This window comes from Idiomarina xiamenensis 10-D-4 (genome assembly GCF_000299895.1).
Lineage (GTDB): Bacteria > Pseudomonadota > Gammaproteobacteria > Enterobacterales > Alteromonadaceae > Idiomarina > Idiomarina xiamenensis.
The window spans coordinates 86,888-109,799 of record NZ_AMRG01000006.1; the positions used below are offsets into that span (position 1 = coordinate 86,888).

Here is a 22,912-nt window from a genome sequence, read left to right on the forward strand (position 1 = left end):
ATGTTTACTTAAGTGTTGCTTGCTTAAATATTACTTGCTTAAATCATGCCCACGAGTGTTAATTTTACTATCAGAAGCTACCGCCATGTTATCTGCCGAAGATGTCACCGCTGAGTCACTTGCCGTAGCACTGATTGCGCGACCGCTAAACTCATTAACCACGCCCATTGTCGAGCTATTTGAGCACTGTCAGCACGAAGCCTGGGCGTTGCTGTTAGATTCGGCCGAAAGCGAGCATAGTAACAGCCGCTACCATCTGATTTTGCGCCAACCATTGCTAACCTTTACCGATGCTCAGCAAGGCTTACAGCAATGTCGCGCAAGCCTACAACAAATGGGCAGTTACGATGGACCTGAGCAGTTACCCTTTCAAGGTGGTGCAGCGGGCTACTTAAGCTACGATTATGGCCGCTATATCGAACCATTAGACACCTTAGCCGAGGCCGACATTGAGCTTCCCGAATTGGCCCTCGCGATTTATCAACAGGCGTTGATTTATGACCGCCACCAACAGCAGTATTGGTTGCTTGCACCCCAACATCAGTTTCAACAACTGGCCGACTATTGGCAACAAGCAGCGCATAGCAAGCGCACAGACCAGCGCAAGCCATTTCGGCTCAACGGTCATTGGCGCAGCAACATGAGCGAACAGCAGTATCGCGAGAAATTCAACCGCGTACAGCACTATCTGCAGGCTGGCGACTGTTATCAAATCAATCTGGCGCAGCGCTTTAGTTGTCAGTATCAAGGCAGTGAATGGCAGGCGTATTGCCGCCTGCGCCCTTCTCGGCCTTTATGCGGTTGCCGCAAGGCGCCATACTAAGCCTCTCACCCGAACGTTTTTTACAGGTTGACGAACAAGGCCGGGTCGAGACCAAACCGATTAAAGGCACCCTGCCGCGTAGCTCAGATAGTCGCGTCGACGCGGCCAACGCCGCGCGCTTACAACAATCTCCTAAAGATCGTGCAGAAAATCTGATGATTGTCGACTTATTGCGTAACGATCTGAGTCGCAGTTGCCAGCCCGGCAGCGTTGATGTGCCGCAATTATTCGCCGTTGAGAGCTTTGCCGCGGTACATCATTTGGTTAGCACCGTGCGCGCTCAACTGACGCCCGGCAAATCGGCCTTGGATCTGCTTGAGCAGGCTTTTCCCGGGGGGTCAATCACCGGCGCGCCAAAAATCCGTGCGATGCAGATTATCGAAGAACTAGAGCCACATCGACGTTCCGTCTACTGCGGTAGTATTGGCTATTTTTCGCAACACGGCGGCGCCGATACCAACATCGCCATTCGTACCTTGGTAGCCAGTCAAGGCTATCTGTATTGTTGGGCTGGCGGCGGCTTAGTGGCCGACTCGGATGCCGCAGCGGAATATCAAGAAACCTTGGACAAGGTAAACCGAATTCTCCCGGTACTTACCGCTATCAACGAGCAACCGTTATGAGCCCGCGTCAGCCACAACTAACGCGTGAACAGTTTGTGCAACGCTTCAGTTTACATCGCCAGCATCAAGCATTACGTCCGAGCCATAGCCGTTTGAAATTATCAGCGGTATTGATCCCGGTAGTAGAGCGGGCTGACGGACTGTCGTTGATATTGACACAACGGGCTAATCAATTACGCCACCACGCCGGACAGATCAGCTTTCCGGGCGGACGCTATGAAGACGGCGACCAACATTTGTTGAATACCGCCTTACGCGAAACCGAAGAAGAAATTGGTTTACCGCGTGAACAAGTGGAAGTGTTAGGACAACTGCGTGACTACCCAACGCGCTTCAATTTTCTCATTCGACCATTTGTTGCATTGGTAACACCACAGCAGCCGTTACGCGCACAAGCCGGCGAAGTGGCGGAAATTTTTGAGGTACCGCTCGCGGCGGTGTTACACCAAGACAATCACTATGCCTATCGTATTCCACTGTACATTTATGACCGGGTCTACTTTATACCTTGGCAGCAACGCAATATTTGGGGGGCGACCGCGGGAATTTTGCGCGAACTCGCCGACCACGTACAACCGGAGCAGCGGCTAAACTTCCGACCATTAAACTGAAGACTTGCCTTGCCCCCCGGGCAACATGCGACAATAATGCCAGACAATATTCATTAACGATTGCGGGACGTCATCGGTATGATCAGTGTATTTGATATTTATAAAATCGGTATTGGCCCTTCTAGCTCACACACGGTGGGCCCTATGCGCGCCGCATACGAGTTTTTACAGGCCGCCGATGCGGCAGGTAAATTGGCCGATGCCGACGGCATTAAAGTCGAATTATACGGCTCTTTGGGACAAACCGGTAAAGGCCACGGCACCGGTAAAGCGGTGATTTTAGGGTTAGCTGGCGAACTGCCCGAAACCGTTGATACCACCACCGTGGACGACTTTTTAGCGCGCACCGACAGCGAACAAAAATTGGCACTGTTGGGCCAGCATGACATCCATTTTCCACGGCAGGGTGCGATTACCTTTCATCGTCGTAAAACCATGCCGAAACACGCTAATGCCATGGAGCTTACCTTATTCAAAGGCGATCAGGCGCTTTACAATGACCTATATTACTCGATTGGTGGTGGTTTTATTGTTCGTGATGCCGATTTTGATGAAACCTTAGAAGAGGCCATTGAGCAATCTAGCAAGCCAATCCCCTTCCCCTTTGATAGCGCTGCCGACTTGTTGGCGCACTGTCAGGAACAAGGTATGCGTATCAGCTCGTTGATGCTCGCTAACGAAAAAGTTTTCCGTAGCGAAGACGAGATCCGCGCTGGCTTATTAAAAATCTGGCACACCATGCAAGGGAGCATCGAACGAGGCATTCGCACCGAAGGCATTTTGCCAGGTGGTTTAAAAGTACGTCGTCGTGCGCCGGGCTTATATCAGCGCTTAAAAACCGAACGCTCTAACGACGTCATGCTGGCCATGGACTGGGTTGATTTATTTGCCTTAGCGGTGAACGAAGAAAATGCCGCTGGTGGCCGCATCGTCACCGCCCCCACCAACGGCGCCGCCGGCATTATCCCAGCAGTAATGAGCTATGCCGATAAGTTTATCGAAAAGATGGACGACGAAACCGTGGTGCGGTTTTTACTAACCTCGGCAGCGATTGGTATTTTATATAAAAAGAATGCCTCAATTTCGGGTGCCGAAGTTGGCTGTCAGGGTGAGGTTGGCGTCGCCTGTTCGATGGCCGCTGGTGCCTTGGCCGAGGTTATGGGCGGCAACCCCATTAACGTCGAAAACGCCGCTGAAATCGGTATGGAGCACAATTTAGGTCTGACCTGTGACCCCGTTGGCGGCTTAGTGCAAGTACCTTGTATCGAACGTAACGCCATGGGCGCCGTTAAAGCGATTAATGCGGCGCGCTTAGCGCTACGCGGTAGTGGTGATCACAAAGTCTCATTAGACAAAGTGATTAAAACTATGTGGGACACCGGCAATGATATGAAGACCAAATACAAAGAAACCGCGCGCGGCGGTTTAGCGGTCAATATTATCGAGTGCTAATGGCGCTGCAAGACCTGCCCACTACAATGTGGGTAGGTCAATATCGGCAAACATCGCTTCAATTTCTTCGTGAGTCCGCATCGCGGCCGCTTTATCGACTCTGTCGCGCGTCAAGTGCGGTGCAAAAGCTTCCATAAAATCATACATATAAGTACGTAAAAAGGTACCACGGCGGAAACCGATTTTGGTCGTACTGTGGGCAAATAAATGTCCTGCCGGCAAGGCCACTAAATCACTGTCTTGTTTTGGCTCGTAAGCCATGCTGGCCACTACGCCAATACCGATGCCCATGCGGACATAGGTTTTTATCACGTCGGCGTCGGTCGCGGTAAACACAATGTGCGGCTCTAAGCCCGCGGCACCAAACGCCTTATCCAGCTCCGAGCGACCGGTAAAACCATACACGTAAGTCACAATCGGATAGCGAGCGACGTCTTCAATGCTGATGTTGTCGAGCTGCGCCAAAGGGTGATCAGGACGCACAATCAGCGCCCGGTTCCAGTGGTAGCACGGTAACATGACTAAATCTTGATACAGGTGCAATGCCTCAGTGGCAATGGCAAAATCGGCTTTACCCTTAGCAGCGGCTTCACTGATTTGTTGCGGTGAGCCCTGATGCATATGCAAAGAAACTTTCGGATAACGCTCAATAAAGCCTTTAATCACCTGCGGCAGCGCATAGCGTGCTTGGGTATGCGTGGTGGCAACGTTTAGCTTGCCTTGGTCGGGTAAGGTATGTTCCGCGGCAACCGACTTAATACCGTCGACTTTCGATAAAATTTCCTGTGCAATCGCAATGACATCTTGTCCAGCCGGTGTAATATGGGTCAAATGCTTGCCACTACGACCAAAGATCTGTACGCCCAGTTCATCTTCCAGCATACGTACCTGCTTACTGATGCCGGGCTGCGACGTAAAAAGATTCTCGGCGGTCGCAGAGACATTGAGGTTATGGTTCATGACCTCGACGATGTAACGCAGTTGTTGCAGCTTCATTGCGACAAACCTTCATTGGCGACAAATTATTTATTATTCAAAAAATATATAACACCATGCGGTATTATTACAAATCAACGAAACGCTACTTTACACTTTGTGATATTTTTTTACAGTAGCAATAAGCGTTTATCACCAGTACGACAAAGGGATTCAGGTGCAACGGCATAAGTGGTATACCAATAAGCGATTTTTAGTCGTTAGTGAAGTCAGCGACTTTCGCTTGCTTTTGCAACAACAAGTCAGCACCGTCGGGCCACGTGAACTGGTGCTGGCCAAGTCGGCGTTGGAAGCGTATGACAGCTATCAACAGCAAGCCTTCGATTTTGTTATCTGTGATAATTTTTTAGACGCTAATGCTGCCGGCGCACAAAAACTGTTACAGCGGCTCATCGAGCACGGTCACTATCGTTTTCGTAGTAGCTTTGTGATTTGCTGTCCGCAACGCCACCTCGACCGTTTGAAAGGCCACAGTTTAATTTATAGCGCCGATGATGTTTGGGTTGGCGCCTTTAATAAAGATGAATTACGCCAGCGCTTAGATAATTTGATTGTGCGTAAAGCGGCATTAAAATCCATAGAAGAAGCACTTGACTTTGGTCACCTCACCCGCGCAATCGAGTTAGCGCAGGAAAAGGTGGGCCGCGTGCCAAAACTGACCAGCAGTTGTTTGCGCATCATGGCACGCACCTTATTGCAGCAAGCAAACTATCAGCAAGCCTTACAGGTGTATCAACGCGTATTAGCCGCCAGCGAACAACATTGGGCGCTGTTAGGCCAAGGCATCTGTCAACTGGAACTAGGGTTGTACTTGGATACCGTGGAAACACTAGAGCGCCTGTTGCAGCGACAGCACGATGGTGTCGCTGCCTATCTGTATTTGGCCGAAGCGTTGACCAATCTGGGTGAATATCGGCGCGCTTACGAATGGTTACAGCGTGCCGTCGAAATCGACCCGAGCGCCATTGCGATACAACGTAAGCTAGCCAAACTGGCATTGCAGTTAGACGATATGCAATGCTTTGCACAGTGTTATCGTCGTATCATCGTCGATAGTCAACGTCTTAACGAAGATAGCAGCCCGGAAGATATGGTGAACTATGCGCGCGCCTTGTTCGCCATGTTTGTGCAAAGTGGTCCGGTCAAGGGACAACGGTTTTTGTCAGAGCTGAACGACGTGCTACGCACTCAGCAGCGCCGCTTTGCCGATAACCCACAGATCATTCTGCCTTATCAACTGATTCAGGCGCGCATGTTGGCTCACAGTAAAGCCGAACAACAAGCCACACAACTGATCGATTCGGTGATCAGCGCTTGTATGGATATTGAACCGGAACTGTTATTACGTGAAGAAGCCGAGCTGACCGTCAATGCGTTACCGCAAAGTGTCAGCGCACAACAACTGCACCAGCAAGTTAACGCCGGTATTTCGGTCTTGCGACCGGTGGTGCCGGATGCCGAAAAAGGTCATCAACTTAACCGAGAAGGCATGCAGCTGTTTGAGCAACAACAATTGCGCGCCGCCCGGCAGCGCTTTATTGACGCTTTTCGTTACGCGCCAGATAACGTTTCGATCGCTCTTAATTTATTACAAACGCTGTTAAAGTTAATGGAACATGAAGGCCGTAACGACGACGATATTGAACGTTGTCGACGCTGTGTACTCACAGCACAGAACCTGACAGCCGCTGACAATCGCCGCCATCATTTAGATGTCTTACAAGTCAAACTCAACGAATTGCGCTATCGGCGCTTAAGCAAGGAGTCGGCCTAATGTCTGAGTCGAACAAAACGCTGGATTTTCCCACCATTTTAGCCAGTAGCGCACACGACATGAAAAACTCGCTGTGTTTATTTGTACAAGCCATCGAGAGTTTAGCTGAGCGTATGCAAGGCCAACCCGAGTCAGAAGAGCTGGCACGTTTGCATTACGAAGCGCAGCGTATTAATGGCTCGCTGGTGCAACTGTTGGCACTCTACCGACACGAGCATGAGCCACTGTCATTTGACGCGGAACAGATTTTTATCGAAGAACTGTTAGAAGAAGTGTTGTTAAACCACGAACTGTATGCCGAGCATCGTCAAATTGAGACCGAACTACGGATCGATAGCGAACTGCAATGGTATGTCGACCGCGACCTACTGAGTAATTTATTGAATGATATTGTTGCTAATGCTTTGCGCTATAGCGCCGATAAGTTATTGATTACGGCGAGCTGTGAGAATCAACAACTACATATTTGCATCAACGACGATGGCGAAGGCTATCCCGCCGAGATGTTAAAAGCATCAACGCAGCCGCTACAGCAGTATGATTTTAGTGCATCGCGGACTGGTTTGGGGTTGTTCTTTGCGCAATTAATCGCGCAAACTCACAAAAATCAAAACGGTTGCGGGCACATCACCTTAGCCAATGGTGGTGAGTTAGGTGGCGGCTTATTTCGACTGGTATTACCCTAAGCCATGCACGAGTTAAGCTTAGCACTACCCTAACGTGCCGTTCTCCGTTAGTATGGAACGCACTGGCTAACAAAAACCATAAATCAGTCACAGGTAGCTATGACCTTTACCATTGTTATCATTCTCATTGTCACCTTGGTGATCCTTGCCATCGCGGTGAATGCGATTCAGCAGCATAAACAACGCGTCGATTTAGAGCGTCGACAAACCCTGCACCGTTATCGATTAATGCTGGATGGCACCGAAGATATGATTGCTGCTGCCAGCAACTTCCCGGTCGGCAAAGGCGTACTGTTAATGCTTTACAAGCGCGCAGTAGAAGCGCTGCAAGGTATGTTAAAGGTCAGCCCCAGCAACGAACTGAAACAGCGTTTAAGCGATTATGAAGAGCGCTTGAAGAACACCGATCCAAACGACCAAACACTGTTATCAGAGCGCATCGACCTGCCCGAAAATGATAAACAAATCATCGCTATGATCAACGCCGTTAAAAAGTTACGTACTACGCTACGGCAAGAGCATTCACGCGGTAAAGTCGATACCCAGCTGTATTTAGCCGAAGAACGGCGATTGGTTAAAATTCAGGTCACTATCAACGTCGAAAGCTTAGTTCGTCGTGGCGGTAATGCTTATAAATCAGGTATGTTAGGCTCGGCTCGTCAGTATTACGAAAAAGCCATGAAGACCCTCCAAGATCAGCCTTTTAGTGACGATTACATCACCAATAAGCAGGCTTTTCTATCGCAAGAGTTGAGCATGATCACCGAAGAGCTACGCGACACTAACGCGCGTGATGCGCGCGAGAAAAAACAAGACGACATCGAAGAATTGTTCCAACCCAAGAAAAAGTGGTGATAGCTTGGCCAGCATGGGCTGCTGTCGGCAGCGCGTTGTTTTATAATTGGGTTATTTACAATTCGATAGGATCGTTAATATGTCGAAATCTCGTCGAGATCAACACAGCAGTTTATCCGATCAACTCAGTCAACTGGTTTACAGCACCGATCAAGGCCGTATAAATCCAGAGCCAGCAGCAGAAAGCCTGCCCGAGGGCGACGGTATCGTGCGACTACGTCGTGAAAGCAAAGGTCGTAAAGGCAAAGGTGTGACACTCATTGACGGTTTATTGGTCGATACCGAGACCCGCAAAAAAATTGCCAAACAGTTGAAGCAACGCTGTGGCGTTGGTGGTGCCGTCAAAGGTAGCATCATCGAAATTCAGGGAGACCAACGCGAGAGCATTAAACAATGGTTAACCGAGCAAGGTTACCGGGTGAAATTAGCCGGTGGTTAGGCGCTCTAGGCCTGCTATCGGTTCAGCTGTTTAACGAATAAACTAAGCTCAGACAGCGTCCGTTATCACTTAACGCGAGTTCATCGCAGAGCCGCTCCATCAGCTCCAAGCCACGCCCATATTCGCGCGTTGCCAGTTGTTGTCGTGCCGATACCGAGGGCGACCAACTGGAGCCACTGTTACGGATATTCATGTGTAAACAAGCTTGTTGCGGTAAATAACGTATTTGAAAGCTGATTTCTGCCTGTTCTAGCGTGGCTAAACGCTGTTGACGTAATTGATAGTAGCGCTCGAAGCCCTCATGCTGCTCTTTTAAACTCGAGTCTAATCCCAAAATACCGTGCTCAAGGGCATTGTTATAAGCCTCGGCCAGCAGTAAATATAGCGTCGTCCGGTGATCACGGATACCACGAAACTGGCCCAGTGACTGCACCACATCGGCGACCGGATCGAGCTCGCGTAATTCTGCGGCAGTCAGATCAACCTGTAACTGAAACGGTAAACCTTGGTGTTCATACTCCGGTTCTCGTTCTTTAATACCGGTCGCACAGCAGCGTAAAATCGCCAGCGATACATCATCACGTTGCGGGGTATCGCCGCGAAATGCTTCTATGGCGCTAACCACCCGGTCGATATCCAATGACGGCTGCGCCGCTAATAAATCGATTAAGCCCTGCTCGGATAAACTTTGCTGTTGGCTATTATGCAACTCGATCAAACCGTCGGTGTAAAGCACTAAGCTCATACCAGCACTGAGGCGTAAGTTGGTGACACGGCTATCGAAATCATCATCAGCCAAAATACCTAGCGCCATATGCGAGGCAGGTAAACGCTTACTCAAACGCTGTTGCTGATCCAACACTAATGCATCGGGCATGCCACCATTCCAGTAAGTTAAACGTTCTCCCGACGCTGATAGCTCGGCGATAAAGGCAGCGCAAAACATGTCATCGGGTAGCAGCTGTGCCAAACGATGATTAAACTCTGCCGCCATTTCCGCCACCGAAACGCCACGCTCGACCATGGTAAAAAAGGCTTGAGATAGGGGTAAAGCTCCGGTTGCAGGGGCTAAACCATGACCGGTAAAATCGCCCATAAACACATATAAATTGCCCAGCGGTCCCGATGCGGATAAGCACAGATCGCCGTTAAAGCTGGTGGCTGGGGATAGATAGGTCTGTAGGTGCTCATAGTCTAAGAAATTACGACTTAAGGCATTTTGCAATATATGCTCGACAATGTCGTGCTCGCGTTGCACACGCGCCGAATGCCAAGCCAAACTGCGATTTTTCTCGACCAAGGTACGGCTCAGCTCACGCAAGCGGAAGTGAGAGCGAAGCTTGGCCTGTAACATGATGGGTTCTATCGGTGTTGCTAAAAAGTCATCACCACCGACACTTAAACAACGTAATAGCGTCTGCTCGTCGTTTAAGTGAGTCATAAAGATGATTGGCAGATGAATACCATCGGCCTGAGACTTCAACCGCGGCGCCGTTTCGTAACCATCCATGCCAGGTAACTCGACGTCTAATAGCACAATATCAGGCAACGCGGTTGCCGCTTGCTGCAGTGCTTGTTCACCACTATGCGCGACCGTGACTTGGTGACCAAACCGGCCGATCATCTCAGCTAAAGCGGGGTGATGCCCCGCTTCGGCGCTCACCACCAAGACGCGCATCATGCTGGTTACTCAATAACAAACATCTTATCAAACCGGGAGATTTCTAAAATACGGCGCACTTCCGGTCGACAATTAATGAGGTTGACACCTTGAATGCTGTTGCCCAACGATTTACGCATATTCAGCAGCATACCCAGAGCCGAGCTATCAAGGTATTCTGTTTCACGCAAATCGATAATAACGAGTGGTTGCTGGCTTCCTACCGATGCATAAGCCTGGCGAAACTCCTGTACCAGACTGAAATCAAAACGACCTTTGATGGTAATGATTAACTGCTTACCATCATTTGAAAACTGAGTGTGCAAACTCATACATTGTTGACCTGTTTTAAACGTTAACTAACTTTGTTATTTTTTATTAACTACCTGAATAACGCTACTATTATGACACGAACCCAGCAATTTATCATTGTCATTGGTGCCGCAATAGCCTAACCTCTGACGCTAACCGTCACTACTCATTGAGTCAATAACATTATGGTTGACGCCGGTAATTTAGCCATTCTTTTGGTTGAACCCTCTGAAGTTCAACGCCGAGTCATCAGTCAGCATTTAGCCGACGCCGGTATTAAGCAGTTAAGCACAGCAGCCAGCATCGACGAGGCGAAGCAGCAAATTTTGCGCTTACAACCTGACCTCATTGCCAGCGCGATGTACTTTGACGACGGCACCGCACATGATCTGATTGCCTTTTTGCAAAGCCAGCCGCAACTTCGCGAGACCAGCTTTATGTTGGTTTCTAGCGAGTACAAGGCTCATCAATTAGAAGCGCTAAAGCAATCAGGGATCGTCGCTATTCTGCCAAAACCCTTTACCCCTGAGCAGCTGCAACGAGCGGTAAATGCCACCATTGAATTGATTGAACCAACACCGTTAGCACTGCAAAACTTTGACGTTGAGGATTTGCGCGTACTGGTTGTTGACGACAGCATCACTTCTCGTCATTTTATTTGCCGCGTATTAGGTAATTTGGGCATTGACGATATTGTCGAGGCTGAACATGCACAGCAAGCCATTGCTATCCTCGACCAGCAACATTTTGACATTATTGTCACCGATTTCCATATGCCAGATGTCAATGGCCGCGAGTTAGCCGCCAGTATTCGACAAATGCCTAATCATGCGCATACGCCGATTTTAATGATCACCGCTCGTACCGACGAGCCTCAACTCGCCAACATCAAGCAAAGTGGTATTGACGCGCTAACCGATAAGCCCTTTGAACCAGAAACGCTACGTCGTTTACTGGCGCGATTACTTGACCAGTAAAGACTACGGGCCATAAAAAATGCCAGTCAAGACACTCTTGACTGGCATTTTAATAGCCGCTTAGTAAGGCTTACTTCTGTTTATACTTTTCGTAAAGCTGCTTGTGTCGATTATTTAAATCAACTTCGGCACCATTAATAAACATATGGCTAAGGTCTTGTCCTAATTGGCTCATAACGTCGCCCTGAGAGATGATTAGCGACGCTTGCTTACCCACTTCTAACGAGCCTAAGCGGTCAGCCACGCCCATAATTTCAGCGGGGGTCAAGGTGATTGCGCGTAATGCCGCTTCTTTATCCAGACCAAATGCCACCGTGTTACCCGCTGCAAATGGTAGATTACGGATATCCCAGTAACCGGGAATCGCTATGGCCACTTGTACACCCGCCTGAATCAGCTGTGACGGAGCACGGAAGGCTTGGTCATAGGACTCGTCGTCACGACTCGGTAAACCGTATGGCGCACCATATACAACCGGTACTTGCGCAGCACGTAATGGCTCGATAATACGCCAAGCGTCACGCCCACCAACGATGACTAACTGAAAACCATATTCGCGGGCAAATGCTAGCGCCTGTTCAATTTGACGTTTATCATCGGCGTGCACATAGAGTTTTTCACTGCCATCAAATAAGCCTGTCATCGCCTCCCAACGAATGTCTTTAGCGATCGATTTATCGGCTTGTTTAGCCTCGTAGTAAGCTTTCGCATCAACAAACACTTGCTGCAAACGCTGGCGCGCTTCGGCTTGCGCTTTGCGCTGCTCTTCAGGCGAGCGGCGTTCCCACCAAGCATCACTAATGGCGGTGTTGGGCCAACTAACATGGATACCCAAGTTGGTCTGTTCACTGGCGTCTACCCAAGTCCAACCATCGGTTTTCATTAGGCTAGAACGACCCATGATCAGATCGCCCTGAGGCACCACCTGTGCGTGCGTAATACCGTTATAACGCACCGTTGGAATCACCTCTGAATCGGGGTTATAAGCGACATGACCAGACACTTCTGGGTGCACCGGACCGACCTCATCGGTATCGCGAGTGGCACGGACAGCCTCGATTTCGACCAAACCTAACACCGTATCCATAGCAATAATACCGGGATATACGTGTTGTCCACTGACATCGATAACACGCGCATCAGACGGTACCTCGATGGCGTCGCCAATAGCAGTGATCTTGCCTTGTTCAAACAACAAGTCGGTATTTTCTAAAGTGCCATTGGCGACGGTATGTAAAGTGCCACCTTGCAATAGAATGGCTTGCGTTTGAGGTTCCCCGGGAACCATATCATGGGCATGTACTGTGGCCGCTACGGCCACAGCGGTTAAAGCTGTTAATAAGCGTTTCATTAGTGCTGTCCTCCGCCTGCGTGTAAGTGCTGATGATGTTGCTCGCTAAAGTGATCGAGCCAAAAATCATGCTCGGTATCACAATGCCAAGTTGGCTGTGGCGCTTTATAGCCGTTCTGCGCGCCTTGTTTAGCGCTTTCACCAGCGGCCAGCACTTTTTGAATCAGCTGTTGCTTTTCATCGTACACCGCCTGACGTTCAGCGATATCTTGCTGACGGTCAAAGAACTTACGGGCGTTGATCCAGGTTTGCTCGACGTGTGCATACGACGTTAATGGATTCTCATCCCAAATGACAAAGTCGGCTTGCTTACCAGCTTCGATACTACCCACGTACTGATCAATCTTGAGCTGCTTAGCCGGATTGATAGTGACCATTTTTAACGCGTCTGCTGGGCTCATCCCGCAATAGCGAACCGATTTAGCCGCTTCGGTATTTAAGCGTCGCTGTAGGTCGTTACTATCTGAATTGACACTGGTGAGTACGCCGTTCTGTTGCATCAAGCAGGCGTTCTGCGGAATCGCATCATAAACTTCGAACTTATAAGCCCACCAGTCGGCAAAAGTTGAGCCGCTAGCACCGTGTGCCGCCATCTCATCAGCGACTTTGTACCCCTCCAAAATATGGGTAAAGGTGGTCAGGGTAAAGCCAAACTCTTCGGCCAAACGGATCAGCATCAGAATTTCTGACTGTACGTAGGAATGCGCGTGTACAAAACGTTGCTTGTTCAAAATTTCTAACAACGTATCGAGGCGATAATCACGCCGAGGTGGCGCAGTGCGTTGGCGTTCTGAGCGAGACATATCGTCATACTGCTGCTGCCGACGTTGGTATTCCAAGGCAGTTTGGAAGCCATCACGCATAATGGTTTGTACACCCATGCGTGTCTGCGGGTAACGCACGGTGTAGTTTTCACCCCAGTTACTTTGCTTGACGTTCTCACCCAAGGCAAACTTGATACTGCCAGGTGCCGCATCAAACTTCATCGTCGCCGCATCGGTACCCCAACGCAGTTTGATCACTTGCGCTTGACCACCGATAGGATTGGCCGAACCATGCAGCAATTGCGCCATGGTAGTACCGCCAGCCAGTGAGCGATAGATATGAATGTCATCGGGGTTAACCACGTCGCCGATACGCACTTCGGCAGTGATAGCCTCGGAACCCTCGTTTACCCCCTGCGAAATAGCGATGTGTGAATGCTCATCGATAATACCTGGAGTAACGTGTTTACCTTGAGCATCAATAACTTGATAGCCCGATGGCGCACTCAAATCCTGACCGATGCGACTAAATTCACCATCGCGGATCAAAATATCGGTATTTTCTAAAATACCAGACTCTGCCGAAGTCCAAACGGTAGCGTTTTTGATCAACAGATTTTGTCGCTCAGGTAAGCCCGACAAACCGTAAGCCACATTTGGATAGGTCAAACGGCTAACATAATTAACGTCCGCTTGAGCAGTCGTTTGCTCAGACGCCTCGGTATCGTCGGTGGTGCGCGTCGCGCTGACCTGCAGCTCACGTCCATCAGGAGCAACCGCCGTGCCCGATAATTGCTGCTGAGCGCTTTGGCTCAGTTTAAAACGCCACGCACCGGTATCGTTCAAGTCAGCAACGAAACTCAAACTATCATCATCTCGCGAGACATGGCGGATAGCATTGTCGTCATTGAGCTGGCCTTGTAAGCGTTGCTCGTCACCACTGATGTTCAGGCGGTAGCTTTGACCGTCGACTTGCACCTGATAAGTGCCAGCAAAGTGCGCTTGCTCACTTGATTTCAGCGTTTGTTGCTGACCTTGCAGCCACACCGACATGACTTCGCCACCATTAAACAAGTTATCAGAGGCAACCACAAAGTCGGCCATGTAGCCGGGTGCTAATTTACCCGCCTTATCACTGATACCCGCAATACGCGCTGGCACCGTCGTCAGCGCCGCTAATGCTTGTTGCTCTGATAAGCCGTGCTTAACCGCTTTGCGTAAGTTCGGCCAAAACTGTGACTTGTCTTCTAACTGACTTAGCGTCAATGAAAAATCGATGCCCGCTTGAGCCAAAGCCGCCGGATTACCCGGAGCTCGCTCCCAATGACGTAAGTCCGCTAAATCAACATCTAAATCATCATCAACCCCGGTAACCGCCGGTGCCGCAGGAAAGTTTAGCGGTACGATCAGGTTAGCCTGAGTGGCTTTAACAGCATCAACCCGCGCGTATTCAAAGCCCGATGCCACATAAGTCACGGGTACCTTAAATTCGTCCAACAGTTGATCGGCGCGTAATAAGCTTAGCTCGTCATCCACCTGGAACACCACGCCGACTTCTTCGATATCGGTGAGTGCCGCCAACGCGGCGTTATACTCGACTGGGCCGTTGTAAGCTTGTTTACCAGCCGCTTGCTCATACCAGTTGGCATCAGATAATGCTTGTCGCAATAACGCGATACTGCCCATCAACGATGATGGGTACTGTTGCATTGAACTGCCTTTATCAAACGAGGCAAATTGTTTACTTTGCGCGCGGTAAACTAAATCGTTGGGGATCTTATCAGCCAGTGAAACCGTGACCGCGCGACCTTGTAAAATACCATCAAGTTGCGCGCTCTGTACTGCGGTAAATCCTTGCGCGATATAACTCTGTGCAGCATCCTTATCGGCAGCAAAGCTATCGACCCAGTTGCTCTGCGCATGAATGGCGTCGTTACTGGCGTTACCACCTTCGCGCTTATTATTATACAGCGGGGGTTTGCTGCGATAACCGCCGCGTTCAGGTTGTTCCGCTTGCGGCACCCCATAGTTGCCATAGGGGTCGATAAATCCGGGATAAATAACTTGCCCGCTGGCGTCAATGACGCGTGCCCCTTGAGGTGCGCGGTTGTTGCTGTTGATGGCTTTGATTTTACCGTTTTCCACCACCAGCGTGGCGTGCTCAATACGTTTACCCGGTTCGGTATAGATGGTCGCGTTCTGCAATGCGACCAGCGTTGGTGTTTTATCGTGAATACCCTGCACCGGAGTGGTTTGATCGGCCACCGCCGCGCCTGAGGTTGCTGCTAGCAACGCCAACGCGATGCGGCTAAGATGCCTGCTACCGTTCATGCGTGTCCCCTTGCCCTTTGCTAACTCGAAAGAGTTCTTATTTATTGTTGTTTCTGGTAGTTTTACGCTTAAATAATGATTATCTAAGGTCAAACTGACTTCACAGAGTAAACGTCAACCGACCAAAAAGACAATATCGGAACCGATGAAGTAACCCAAAGCGTCGGTAGAACGTATAAAAAAAGTTAACCGTTTTTACACACAACGAGGAAGCCACTATGTCAATGCCGTTTAAAAAGACGATCAGCGCTGTCATTGCCGCGTGTTGTTTAACACCGGCTTTAGCTCAGCACGCCTTTAACGACGCCGAAAGTGCCGTAGAATATAGACAAAAAGCGCTATCAATTATGCGCGATAACTTCGCCGCGATGGGCGACATGGTTAAAGGTGAGGTCGATTATGATGCCAGTATATTTAGCGAGCGCGCCACCGACTTTACTCATCTAACCAGCATCCCCTGGTCAGCATTTTCGGTCGAAGGCGCAATGCCGGGTGACGGCTCTGATGCATTGCCCGCGATTTGGGATAACTGGGAGGACTTTCAGCAACGCGCCGAGCAGCTGCAAAGCGATGCCAAGAAGCTACAACAGGCGGCAGCCAGCGGTAGCTTAGACACCATTAAACCAGCCTTCATGGCGGTTGCGCGCAACTGCAAGGGCTGCCACGATAATTATAAAGATTAAGCGGCTTATGCTTAGTTGACCCAATATAACAGTGCTGCTGCTAACGCCGCAGCACTGATAAAGGGCCACCACCCTGAACGTAATTGCGGCGCTGATTCAGCCGCTATCGGCAGACGTCCATGTATCATTCCCTCAGCTAACCTAGCGCCCAGTAAACGATAAATAATGATCGCCACAACGTGTAACCCAACCACCGCTAAAATGATATTGAAGTTGAGTTTATGCCAACTGGTCAAATCGCTGGCTAATGCACCTGACACCATGCCCGATAAAGGGCCGGAAAATAAGATCTCATCGGTGGCAAACAAGCCGCTGATCAGTTGTACCAATAATAGCGCTAATATCAGCATGACAAACCAAGCACCCGCCGCATTATGCGTCGGTTCATAATGAAAAGGTCGTTGCTTTAAACTCGCTAGATGCTTGATAGCGGCAATTGGCGAGCGCACAAAGCGACTAAAACGTGACGAATCGCTACCAACGATGCCCCAACCAATGCGAGTAATAATTAACGCCAGCAGCACCATCGCCAGATCCTGATGGCGATCCATTTGTCCTTGTTCCGCAGTCCACCATAATGCGGCTAGCAAAAGCACCGTTGCCCAATGAAAAAAGCGAATAAATCCATCCCAAACTTTAACGCCTTTGGCCATGCGCGTTACTCCTGCGTGAAGTTATTATTGGCGTTATTTTTACCACGCAGGAGGTTAATGAGCCAGCCTCTGTTGGCATTTATCGAGTCAGGTGGTAGGGTTAACGCTAATACTTGAGGAACATCAAACCATGAATAAAGTGCTAATCGCTGATGACGACTTCATCAGTCTTGAGGTATTAAAAGCGATGTTGGGCGCCTACCCCATTGAACTGTATACGGCAACAAATGGGCAACAGGCTATACAAGTCGCCGAACAACAGCACCCGGCACTGATTTTACTGGATTATGATATGCCCGACATGTCCGGTGCTGAAGTCTGTGTTGCGTTACGCCAGCAAGGCTTTGCACAAACCCCTATTGTCGCTATCACCGGGCATCAAAGTGCGACCGAGCTGAATGCTTGTCGTGAGGCGGGCATGTTAGCGACATTACATAAACCGGTTTCACCGGACGCCTTGGACGAGTTATTACATAAATACCTACCACAAGCTTTTAGCTAATCAGACAGTGCTAAGGAAACTGCCTAGCGTCGTCAGCAGCTAGCAACAAGCTTTGACTATCACGCAAAAACTGCTCCGCATAGTCGCCAAAAAACGCTCTAACTTGCTCAAAACCATCGATAAAACCGGCTTTATCACCCTTTTCTAACTGCGTTAAACAGCTATCAAACTGTGTCAGATAACGCCTGATCATAGCGAAGTTATTGGGTTCAGCCATGATGATATCAGCATAAAGCTCAGCGTTCTGCGCGAATAAACGCCCGACCATCATCAGTTCTAGGCGATAAATCGGCGAACTCAATGACAATAGCCCACTGATGTCCGCTTGTTCTTGCATTAAGTGCATACCATAAACGTATGTACTCAAGTGGCGCATCACTTGAATTAACGCCATGGCACGGTCATGTTCCGCTGCTTCTACGGGCTGCAAATACGCCCCCCAACGTTGCAATTGGCTCAGTAACCAATCAACCTGTTGTGGCTCAGCGCTCACCTTCACGGCGATCAACTGCTTAGCCAAGTTGGGTACTTTCGGTCCAAACATCGGGTGCAGGCCAACCACTGGGCCACTATGCTTGGCCTGCATCGCCGTCAGCGGTGCTTGTTTAATACTGGTCAGATCCGCCAAAATGCACGACGGTGGTAGTTCTGGCAATGCTTCGATAACCTGCTGGGTGAGCGCTATGGGAACACTGATTAAGACCAAATCGGCATCAGCAACATCGGCAGCGGTTAATGGCCAATCCTGTTGTTCTATCACATCGACTTGATAACCGCTTTGTCGGAACAAACGAACAAACAGTCCACCTAAGGCACCGCCGCCGCCTACCACCATCACTCGTTTATGCTGCTTAGCTGTGACTTGTTCGGCTGCCGGCGCTTGCGTAGCATAAGATTCGCGGATAATACGTCTTAAAACATCTTCTACCAGTGACGGCGATACACCTGCCGCACGCGCTTGTTGACGCCGTGCTTGTAGTAGACTTTGCTCGCGCTCTGGTACATACAGGGGTTGCTGTAAGCGCTGTTTAATTTGCCCAACTTGCTGAGTAATGCGGGCGCGTCGAGCAAGTAACTCAACTAGCTCACTATCGACCGCATCGATTTGTTGTCGTAATTGTTGCAGCTGCTGCTCTGGGGATAACGAATCACTCACCGTAGTTGTCTCTCAATCAATTGATAGGCCCATTGTATCTGCTGTACCGCGGCGTTGCTGCCGCCTTTATCAGGATGCACCTGATGCAGACGCTGACGATAATGGCGTTTGAGTTGTTTCAGGTCGACCGGCATCTGGTTTAACGCCAATTGTTGCAATGCTTGTTCTAACTGAGCCTCGTCGCTAGTCTCCAAATCGCTAAGAGGCTGTTGTCGCCAGAAGCTATCCAGTAATGCCTCGACATCAGCACCATCGGTTTGCTCAAACTGCTGCCAATCCAGATAATAGCGACGTAACGGATCGGCTTGCGTGAGCGCCGCAGTCTGCGCCTGCCAGGCCTGCTTTTGTATTTTTAATGTCGAAATAGAAAGCTCGGCATACTGCTGCTCGCGCCATTCATCACGTAATAAATACAAACAGTGAAACACTAAAAAATGCGTCTGAAATAAACGTAATGAATCGGCCAACGCCTGTTTGTCGAACAACTCATAAGGCGCTTGTTGCAACTGCTGAATCAGCTGATGTTCGCTCAAGCCATCTGTACAAGTGTCCACAATAGTCGCTATTGCTTCGCGCAAGGGCGCAATATGCTGGCTAGCGGTTGCTTGGTCGGCCTTCATCAATAACTGCCTATGGGTATATAGTTGGGCGATAACGGTTCAGCCTACCAATTACCGCTAATAAAGCAACTGACATAAAAAAGCCCAGCAAAAGCTGGGCTTCGAAAAACCGTACATTGATGATCGCGGTAAGAACAGCTTATAGCTTTTCTTTGATACGTGCAGATTTACCTGAACGCTCACGCAAGTAGTACAGTTTGGCTTGACGAACAGCACCACGACGCTTGACGTTGATGCTATCGATCATTGGGCTGTGGGTCTGGAATGTACGTTCAACACCTTCACCGTTTGATACTTTACGAACGGTAAACGCTGAATGCAGACCACGGTTACGCTTGGCAATAACAACGCCTTCAAAAGCCTGAAGACGCTCACGCGTACCTTCTTTAACTTTAACATTAACCACAACAGTATCACCTGGAGCAAACTCAGGCAGATCCTGCTTTAACTGCTCATCTTCGAGCTGTTTAATAATATTTTGACTTACTTTTGCCATGTTGGCCTCTCTTTCCTAGTGATAACTATGATTTATTGCGCGCTGCTTGGTATTGCGATTTAAACTCGCTCAACAAAGCCTCTTGCTCAACAGTCAGAGCTAGGTCGTTTAACAATTCGGGACGTCGCAACCAGGTTCTACCTAAAGACTGCTGCAAACGCCAACGTCTAATGTTGTCATGGTTACCGCTTAACAATACCGCGGGAACCTGTTCCCCATCCAACACTTCAGGACGCGTGTAGTGAGGACAATCTAACAAGCCACTGGCGAAAGAATCTTCGTTCGCCGAATCTTGATGTCCTAATACACCCGGCACTAAACGTGCCATCGCATCGATTAACACCATGGCCGGCAATTCGCCACCACTGAGTACATAATCGCCAATCGATACTTCGACATCGACATGCTGCTTTATGACTCGTTCATCGATACCCTCATAACGTCCAGCAATGAGGATGAGTCGTTCATGGTTAGCGAGCTGCTGCACGCCTTGATGAACTAATTTTTGCCCCTGTGGCGACAAATAAACCACCGTTGTATCGGCACCTAATGCTTGCTTGGCGGCTGCGATAGCGGCCGGTATCAACATGCCTGGGCCTCCACCGTAAGGTCGGTCATCGACGCTGCGATGCTTATCTTCGGTAAAGTCGCGCGGGTTCCAGAACTGTAGTTCTAGCAGCCCATCGCGGACAGCTCGCCCACTCACACCATAATCGGTTATCGCTGAGAACATTTCAGGAAATAACGTGATCACGCCTACCTGACATTTGTTGATCATCAGAAATCCGATGGCCAATCAACGGTCATGCGCTTTTCCGTTAAATCCACAGCCGTAACATACTGGCTTTGAATAAACGGGATCAGTCGCTGCTGGCGACCAAACGCATCGTTGTCATTTGCCTTTACCACCAACACGTCATTGGACGCGGTTGGCATCATTTGTTCTACCACACCCATGTCATACCCCTGCTGATTAATCACCCGCAGGCCAATCAAATCGTGCCAGTAAAACTCATCGTCAGACAGCTCGGGTAAACGTGAGGCATCCACCACCACATCCATACCGGTCAATTGCGCCGCCATATCACGGTCAGAAACACCGTCGATACGTGCGATGAAGCCTTTATTATGAGCTCGCCATTCGGCTACCTCAACTTCACGCGTTTGTTGTTGCTGCCTTAACAGCCAAGGGCTGTAAGAAAAAATCGCTTCTTGGTCGTCGGTGAAGGTTTGTACTTTAACCCAGCCTTTTACGCCATAAACCGCACCAATACGGCCAATGACAACGGGATTAGTTACTGCAGTCACCGGCAAACCCCATTAAGCCGCTTTACGAGCGTCTTTAACTAGCTTAGCAACACGCTCAGACAAAGTAGCGCCGTTACCTAACCAGTGATCAACACGCTCTAAGTCAATGCGAAGTTTTTCTTCTTGACCACGAGCGACTGGGTTAAAAAACCCAACATTTTCAATAAAACGACCGTCACGCGCATTGCGGCTATCGGTCACTACCATTTGGTAGAAGGGGCGTTTTTTCGCGCCGCCACGTTGTAAACGTATGGTTACCATTACGTTCCTCAATCAATTGTTGGTTATGTATAAAGTTAAAGTACCCGCCGGCAGCCAAGCCGGAGAGCGCGACAATTCTACTGATATTTAGCGCAAATGCAAGTAAAGACTAGCGTCCCGGGAACATACCTGGCGGTAATTTACCACCCAATCCGCGCATCATTTTGGCCATACCGCCGCCTTTCATCTTTTTCATCATTTTTTGCATCTGCAAAAATTGTTTCAGCAACTTATTGACGTCTTGCACTTGCGTACCCGAGCCCATGGCTATGCGGCGTTTCCGGCTACCTTTAATTAAGTCTGGATGTTGACGCTCTTTAGGCGTCATCGAATTGATGATGGCTTCCATCCGCAGGGTCATCTTATCGTCCATCTGACCTTTGATCTGGTCGGTCATTTTACCCATGCCGGGCATTTTATCGAGCAACCCCATCATGCCGCCCATATCACGCATCTGCACCAGCTGGTCACGAAAGTCTTCTAGCGAGAACTTGCCTTTGCTCATCACTTTACGAGCAACTTTTTCGGCTTTTTCTTTATCGACTTTGCGCTCAACTTCTTCGATTAATGAGAGCACATCACCCATACCGAGAATGCGCGAGGCGACACGATCGGGATGGAACGGCTCTAACGCGTCGTTCTTTTCGCCAACACCTAAGAATTTAATCGGCTTGCCGGTAATATGGCGAATCGACAATGCCGCACCACCGCGAGCATCACCGTCAGTTTTGGTTAGAATGACACCGGTTAATGGTAATGCATCGCTAAAGGCTTTAGCGGTATTGGCCGCATCCTGACCAGTCATGGCGTCAACCACAAACAAGGTCTCTACCGGTTTAACCGATTCGTGCAAACGCTGAATTTCAGCCATCATGTCGGCATCAATAGCTAAGCGACCGGCGGTATCGACTAAAAGCACATCATAAAACTGCTTACGGCCATGGGCGATAGCAGCTTCGGCGATGGCGACCGGGTCTTGGTCGGTGGACGACGGGAAAAAGTCTACCTCGACTTCTTGCGCCAAGGTTTCCAACTGCTTAATCGCTGCCGGACGATAAACGTCAGCACTGACAACCAGCACCTTTTTCTTTTGTCGCTCACGTAAAAAGCGAGCCAGTTTACCGACACTGGTGGTTTTACCAGCACCTTGCAAACCGGCCATTAAAATCACCGCCGGCGGCTGTGCATTGAGGTTAAGTGGCACATTGCCCTCACCCATCGCGGCTTCCAACTCGCTTTGCACGATTTTTAGGAATACCTGACCGGGGCTCAAGCTTTTATTCACTTCGGTGCCGACAGCGCGAGCTTTAACGTTGGCAATAAAGGCTTTCACCACCGGTAAGGCAACGTCCGCCTCTAACAACGCCATACGCACTTCACGCAGCGTTTCTTTAATATTGTCTTCGGTTAAACGGCCACGCCCGGTAACCGTTTTTAACGTTTTCGATAAACGCTCAGATAAGTTCTCAAACATGCGACCTTAGCTTCCATTACCGCAAAAATTAGTCGTAGTATAACGCAGACTCAATAAAGTTTCGCCCGTCAGTATTGGGTTTAATACGATTAAGCCGTATACTCG

General features: G+C 49.5%; 22 protein-coding genes and 1 pseudogene. 10 read left to right on the top strand and 13 right to left on the bottom strand.

The window, feature by feature from the left end; genetic code table 11:
* Positions 1-85 precede the first annotated feature (85 nt).
* The 3 genes and pseudogenes from pabB to A10D4_RS06155 all read left to right on the top strand — a co-directional run bounded on the left by pabB (position 86) and on the right by A10D4_RS06155 (position 3,509).
* A pseudogene (gene pabB / locus A10D4_RS06145) lies at positions 86-1,446 on the top strand (aminodeoxychorismate synthase component I).
* On the top strand, positions 1,443-2,057 hold the full coding sequence (locus A10D4_RS06150) for a CoA pyrophosphatase (RefSeq protein ID WP_008488410.1): 615 nt from the start codon (positions 1,443-1,445) through the stop codon (positions 2,055-2,057). Before pabB ends, A10D4_RS06150 begins: the two are co-directional and overlap by 4 nt.
* A 78-nt stretch (positions 2,058-2,135) precedes the next feature.
* Positions 2,136-3,509, top strand: coding sequence for an L-serine ammonia-lyase (locus A10D4_RS06155; RefSeq protein ID WP_008488412.1), 1,374 nt, complete (start codon positions 2,136-2,138; stop codon positions 3,507-3,509).
* Between the two features lie 21 nt (positions 3,510-3,530).
* Here the strand turns inward: A10D4_RS06155 and cysB are convergent, their stop codons facing one another.
* Positions 3,531-4,505, bottom strand: a complete 975-nt coding sequence (gene cysB / locus A10D4_RS06160) for an HTH-type transcriptional regulator CysB (protein ID WP_008488413.1) — start codon at positions 4,503-4,505, stop codon at positions 3,531-3,533.
* Between the two features lie 157 nt (positions 4,506-4,662).
* Here cysB and A10D4_RS06165 point away from each other — a divergent pair, with 157 nt between their 5' ends.
* The 4 genes from A10D4_RS06165 (at position 4,663) to yciH (ending at position 8,259) form a co-directional block, all read left to right on the top strand.
* Positions 4,663-6,279 carry a tetratricopeptide repeat protein gene (locus A10D4_RS06165; RefSeq protein ID WP_008488414.1) on the top strand — a complete coding sequence of 539 codons (1,617 nt, stop codon included), beginning with the start codon at positions 4,663-4,665 and terminating at the stop codon, positions 6,277-6,279.
* Positions 6,279-6,965 carry a sensor histidine kinase gene (locus A10D4_RS06170; RefSeq protein ID WP_008488415.1) on the top strand — a complete coding sequence of 229 codons (687 nt, stop codon included), beginning with the start codon at positions 6,279-6,281 and terminating at the stop codon, positions 6,963-6,965. The genes A10D4_RS06165 and A10D4_RS06170 overlap by 1 nt, the downstream gene beginning before the upstream one ends.
* A 99-nt stretch (positions 6,966-7,064) precedes the next feature.
* Positions 7,065-7,820: a hypothetical protein gene (locus A10D4_RS06175; protein ID WP_008488416.1), complete on the top strand. Its 756-nt coding sequence runs from the start codon at positions 7,065-7,067 to the stop codon at positions 7,818-7,820.
* 79 nt (positions 7,821-7,899) lie between these two features.
* Entirely contained in the window at positions 7,900-8,259 is a 360-nt protein-coding gene (yciH, locus tag A10D4_RS06180) for a stress response translation initiation inhibitor YciH (RefSeq protein ID WP_008488417.1), read from the top strand.
* A gap of 22 nt (positions 8,260-8,281) precedes the next feature.
* Here the strand turns inward: yciH and A10D4_RS06185 are convergent, their stop codons facing one another.
* Both A10D4_RS06185 and A10D4_RS06190 read right to left on the bottom strand, forming a co-directional pair.
* Positions 8,282-9,940, bottom strand: a complete 1,659-nt coding sequence (locus tag A10D4_RS06185; RefSeq protein WP_008488418.1) for a PP2C family protein-serine/threonine phosphatase — start codon at positions 9,938-9,940, stop codon at positions 8,282-8,284.
* 5 nt (positions 9,941-9,945) lie between these two features.
* Positions 9,946-10,251 (bottom strand): STAS domain-containing protein, encoded by a 306-nt coding sequence (locus A10D4_RS06190; RefSeq protein WP_008488419.1) that lies wholly within the window; start codon positions 10,249-10,251, stop codon positions 9,946-9,948.
* A gap of 165 nt (positions 10,252-10,416) precedes the next feature.
* On the opposite strand from A10D4_RS06190, the gene A10D4_RS06195 reads away from it, so the two are divergent.
* Positions 10,417-11,208: a response regulator gene (locus A10D4_RS06195; protein ID WP_008488420.1), complete on the top strand. Its 792-nt coding sequence runs from the start codon at positions 10,417-10,419 to the stop codon at positions 11,206-11,208.
* A 70-nt stretch (positions 11,209-11,278) separates the two neighbouring features.
* On the opposite strand, the gene A10D4_RS06200 is transcribed toward A10D4_RS06195, so the two are convergent.
* A complete protein-coding gene (locus tag A10D4_RS06200) occupies positions 11,279-12,559 on the bottom strand; it encodes an amidohydrolase family protein (RefSeq protein WP_008488421.1) in 1,281 nt (426 codons plus the stop codon).
* Entirely contained in the window at positions 12,559-15,654 is a 3,096-nt protein-coding gene (locus A10D4_RS06205; RefSeq protein WP_008488422.1) for an amidohydrolase family protein, read from the bottom strand. The genes A10D4_RS06200 and A10D4_RS06205 overlap by 1 nt, the downstream gene beginning before the upstream one ends.
* A 218-nt stretch (positions 15,655-15,872) precedes the next feature.
* Here A10D4_RS06205 and A10D4_RS06210 point away from each other — a divergent pair, with 218 nt between their 5' ends.
* Entirely contained in the window at positions 15,873-16,337 is a 465-nt protein-coding gene (locus A10D4_RS06210) for a c-type cytochrome (RefSeq protein WP_008488424.1), read from the top strand.
* An 11-nt stretch (positions 16,338-16,348) separates the two neighbouring features.
* On the opposite strand, the gene A10D4_RS06215 is transcribed toward A10D4_RS06210, so the two are convergent.
* Complete coding sequence (locus A10D4_RS06215; RefSeq protein ID WP_008488425.1) at positions 16,349-16,990, bottom strand: cytochrome b/b6 domain-containing protein; 642 nt, start codon at positions 16,988-16,990, stop codon at positions 16,349-16,351.
* A gap of 130 nt (positions 16,991-17,120) precedes the next feature.
* Here A10D4_RS06215 and A10D4_RS06220 point away from each other — a divergent pair, with 130 nt between their 5' ends.
* A complete protein-coding gene (locus A10D4_RS06220) occupies positions 17,121-17,492 on the top strand; it encodes a response regulator (RefSeq protein WP_008488426.1) in 372 nt (123 codons plus the stop codon).
* A 10-nt stretch (positions 17,493-17,502) separates the two neighbouring features.
* Here the strand turns inward: A10D4_RS06220 and tyrA are convergent, their stop codons facing one another.
* From tyrA to ffh, 7 genes are all read right to left on the bottom strand, one after another.
* Entirely contained in the window at positions 17,503-18,648 is a 1,146-nt protein-coding gene (tyrA, locus tag A10D4_RS06225; RefSeq protein ID WP_008488427.1) for a bifunctional chorismate mutase/prephenate dehydrogenase, read from the bottom strand.
* Positions 18,645-19,268 carry a DNA-J related domain-containing protein gene (locus A10D4_RS06230; RefSeq protein ID WP_008488428.1) on the bottom strand — a complete coding sequence of 208 codons (624 nt, stop codon included), beginning with the start codon at positions 19,266-19,268 and terminating at the stop codon, positions 18,645-18,647. The genes tyrA and A10D4_RS06230 overlap by 4 nt, the downstream gene beginning before the upstream one ends.
* A gap of 139 nt (positions 19,269-19,407) precedes the next feature.
* Complete coding sequence (gene rplS / locus A10D4_RS06235) at positions 19,408-19,764, bottom strand: 50S ribosomal protein L19 (protein ID WP_008488429.1); 357 nt, start codon at positions 19,762-19,764, stop codon at positions 19,408-19,410.
* A 25-nt stretch (positions 19,765-19,789) separates the two neighbouring features.
* The gene (gene trmD / locus A10D4_RS06240; protein WP_008488430.1) at positions 19,790-20,542 is read right to left on the bottom strand and encodes a tRNA (guanosine(37)-N1)-methyltransferase TrmD; all 753 of its coding nucleotides are present in this window, start codon (positions 20,540-20,542) and stop codon (positions 19,790-19,792) included.
* Complete coding sequence (rimM, locus tag A10D4_RS06245; RefSeq protein WP_008488432.1) at positions 20,542-21,072, bottom strand: ribosome maturation factor RimM; 531 nt, start codon at positions 21,070-21,072, stop codon at positions 20,542-20,544. Before rimM ends, trmD begins: the two co-directional genes overlap by 1 nt.
* Before the next feature lie 12 nt (positions 21,073-21,084).
* The gene (gene rpsP / locus A10D4_RS06250; protein ID WP_008488433.1) at positions 21,085-21,333 is read right to left on the bottom strand and encodes a 30S ribosomal protein S16; all 249 of its coding nucleotides are present in this window, start codon (positions 21,331-21,333) and stop codon (positions 21,085-21,087) included.
* 109 nt (positions 21,334-21,442) lie between these two features.
* Positions 21,443-22,807, bottom strand: a complete 1,365-nt coding sequence (gene ffh, locus A10D4_RS06255; RefSeq protein WP_008488434.1) for a signal recognition particle protein — start codon at positions 22,805-22,807, stop codon at positions 21,443-21,445.
* Positions 22,808-22,912: the final 105 nt, after the last annotated feature.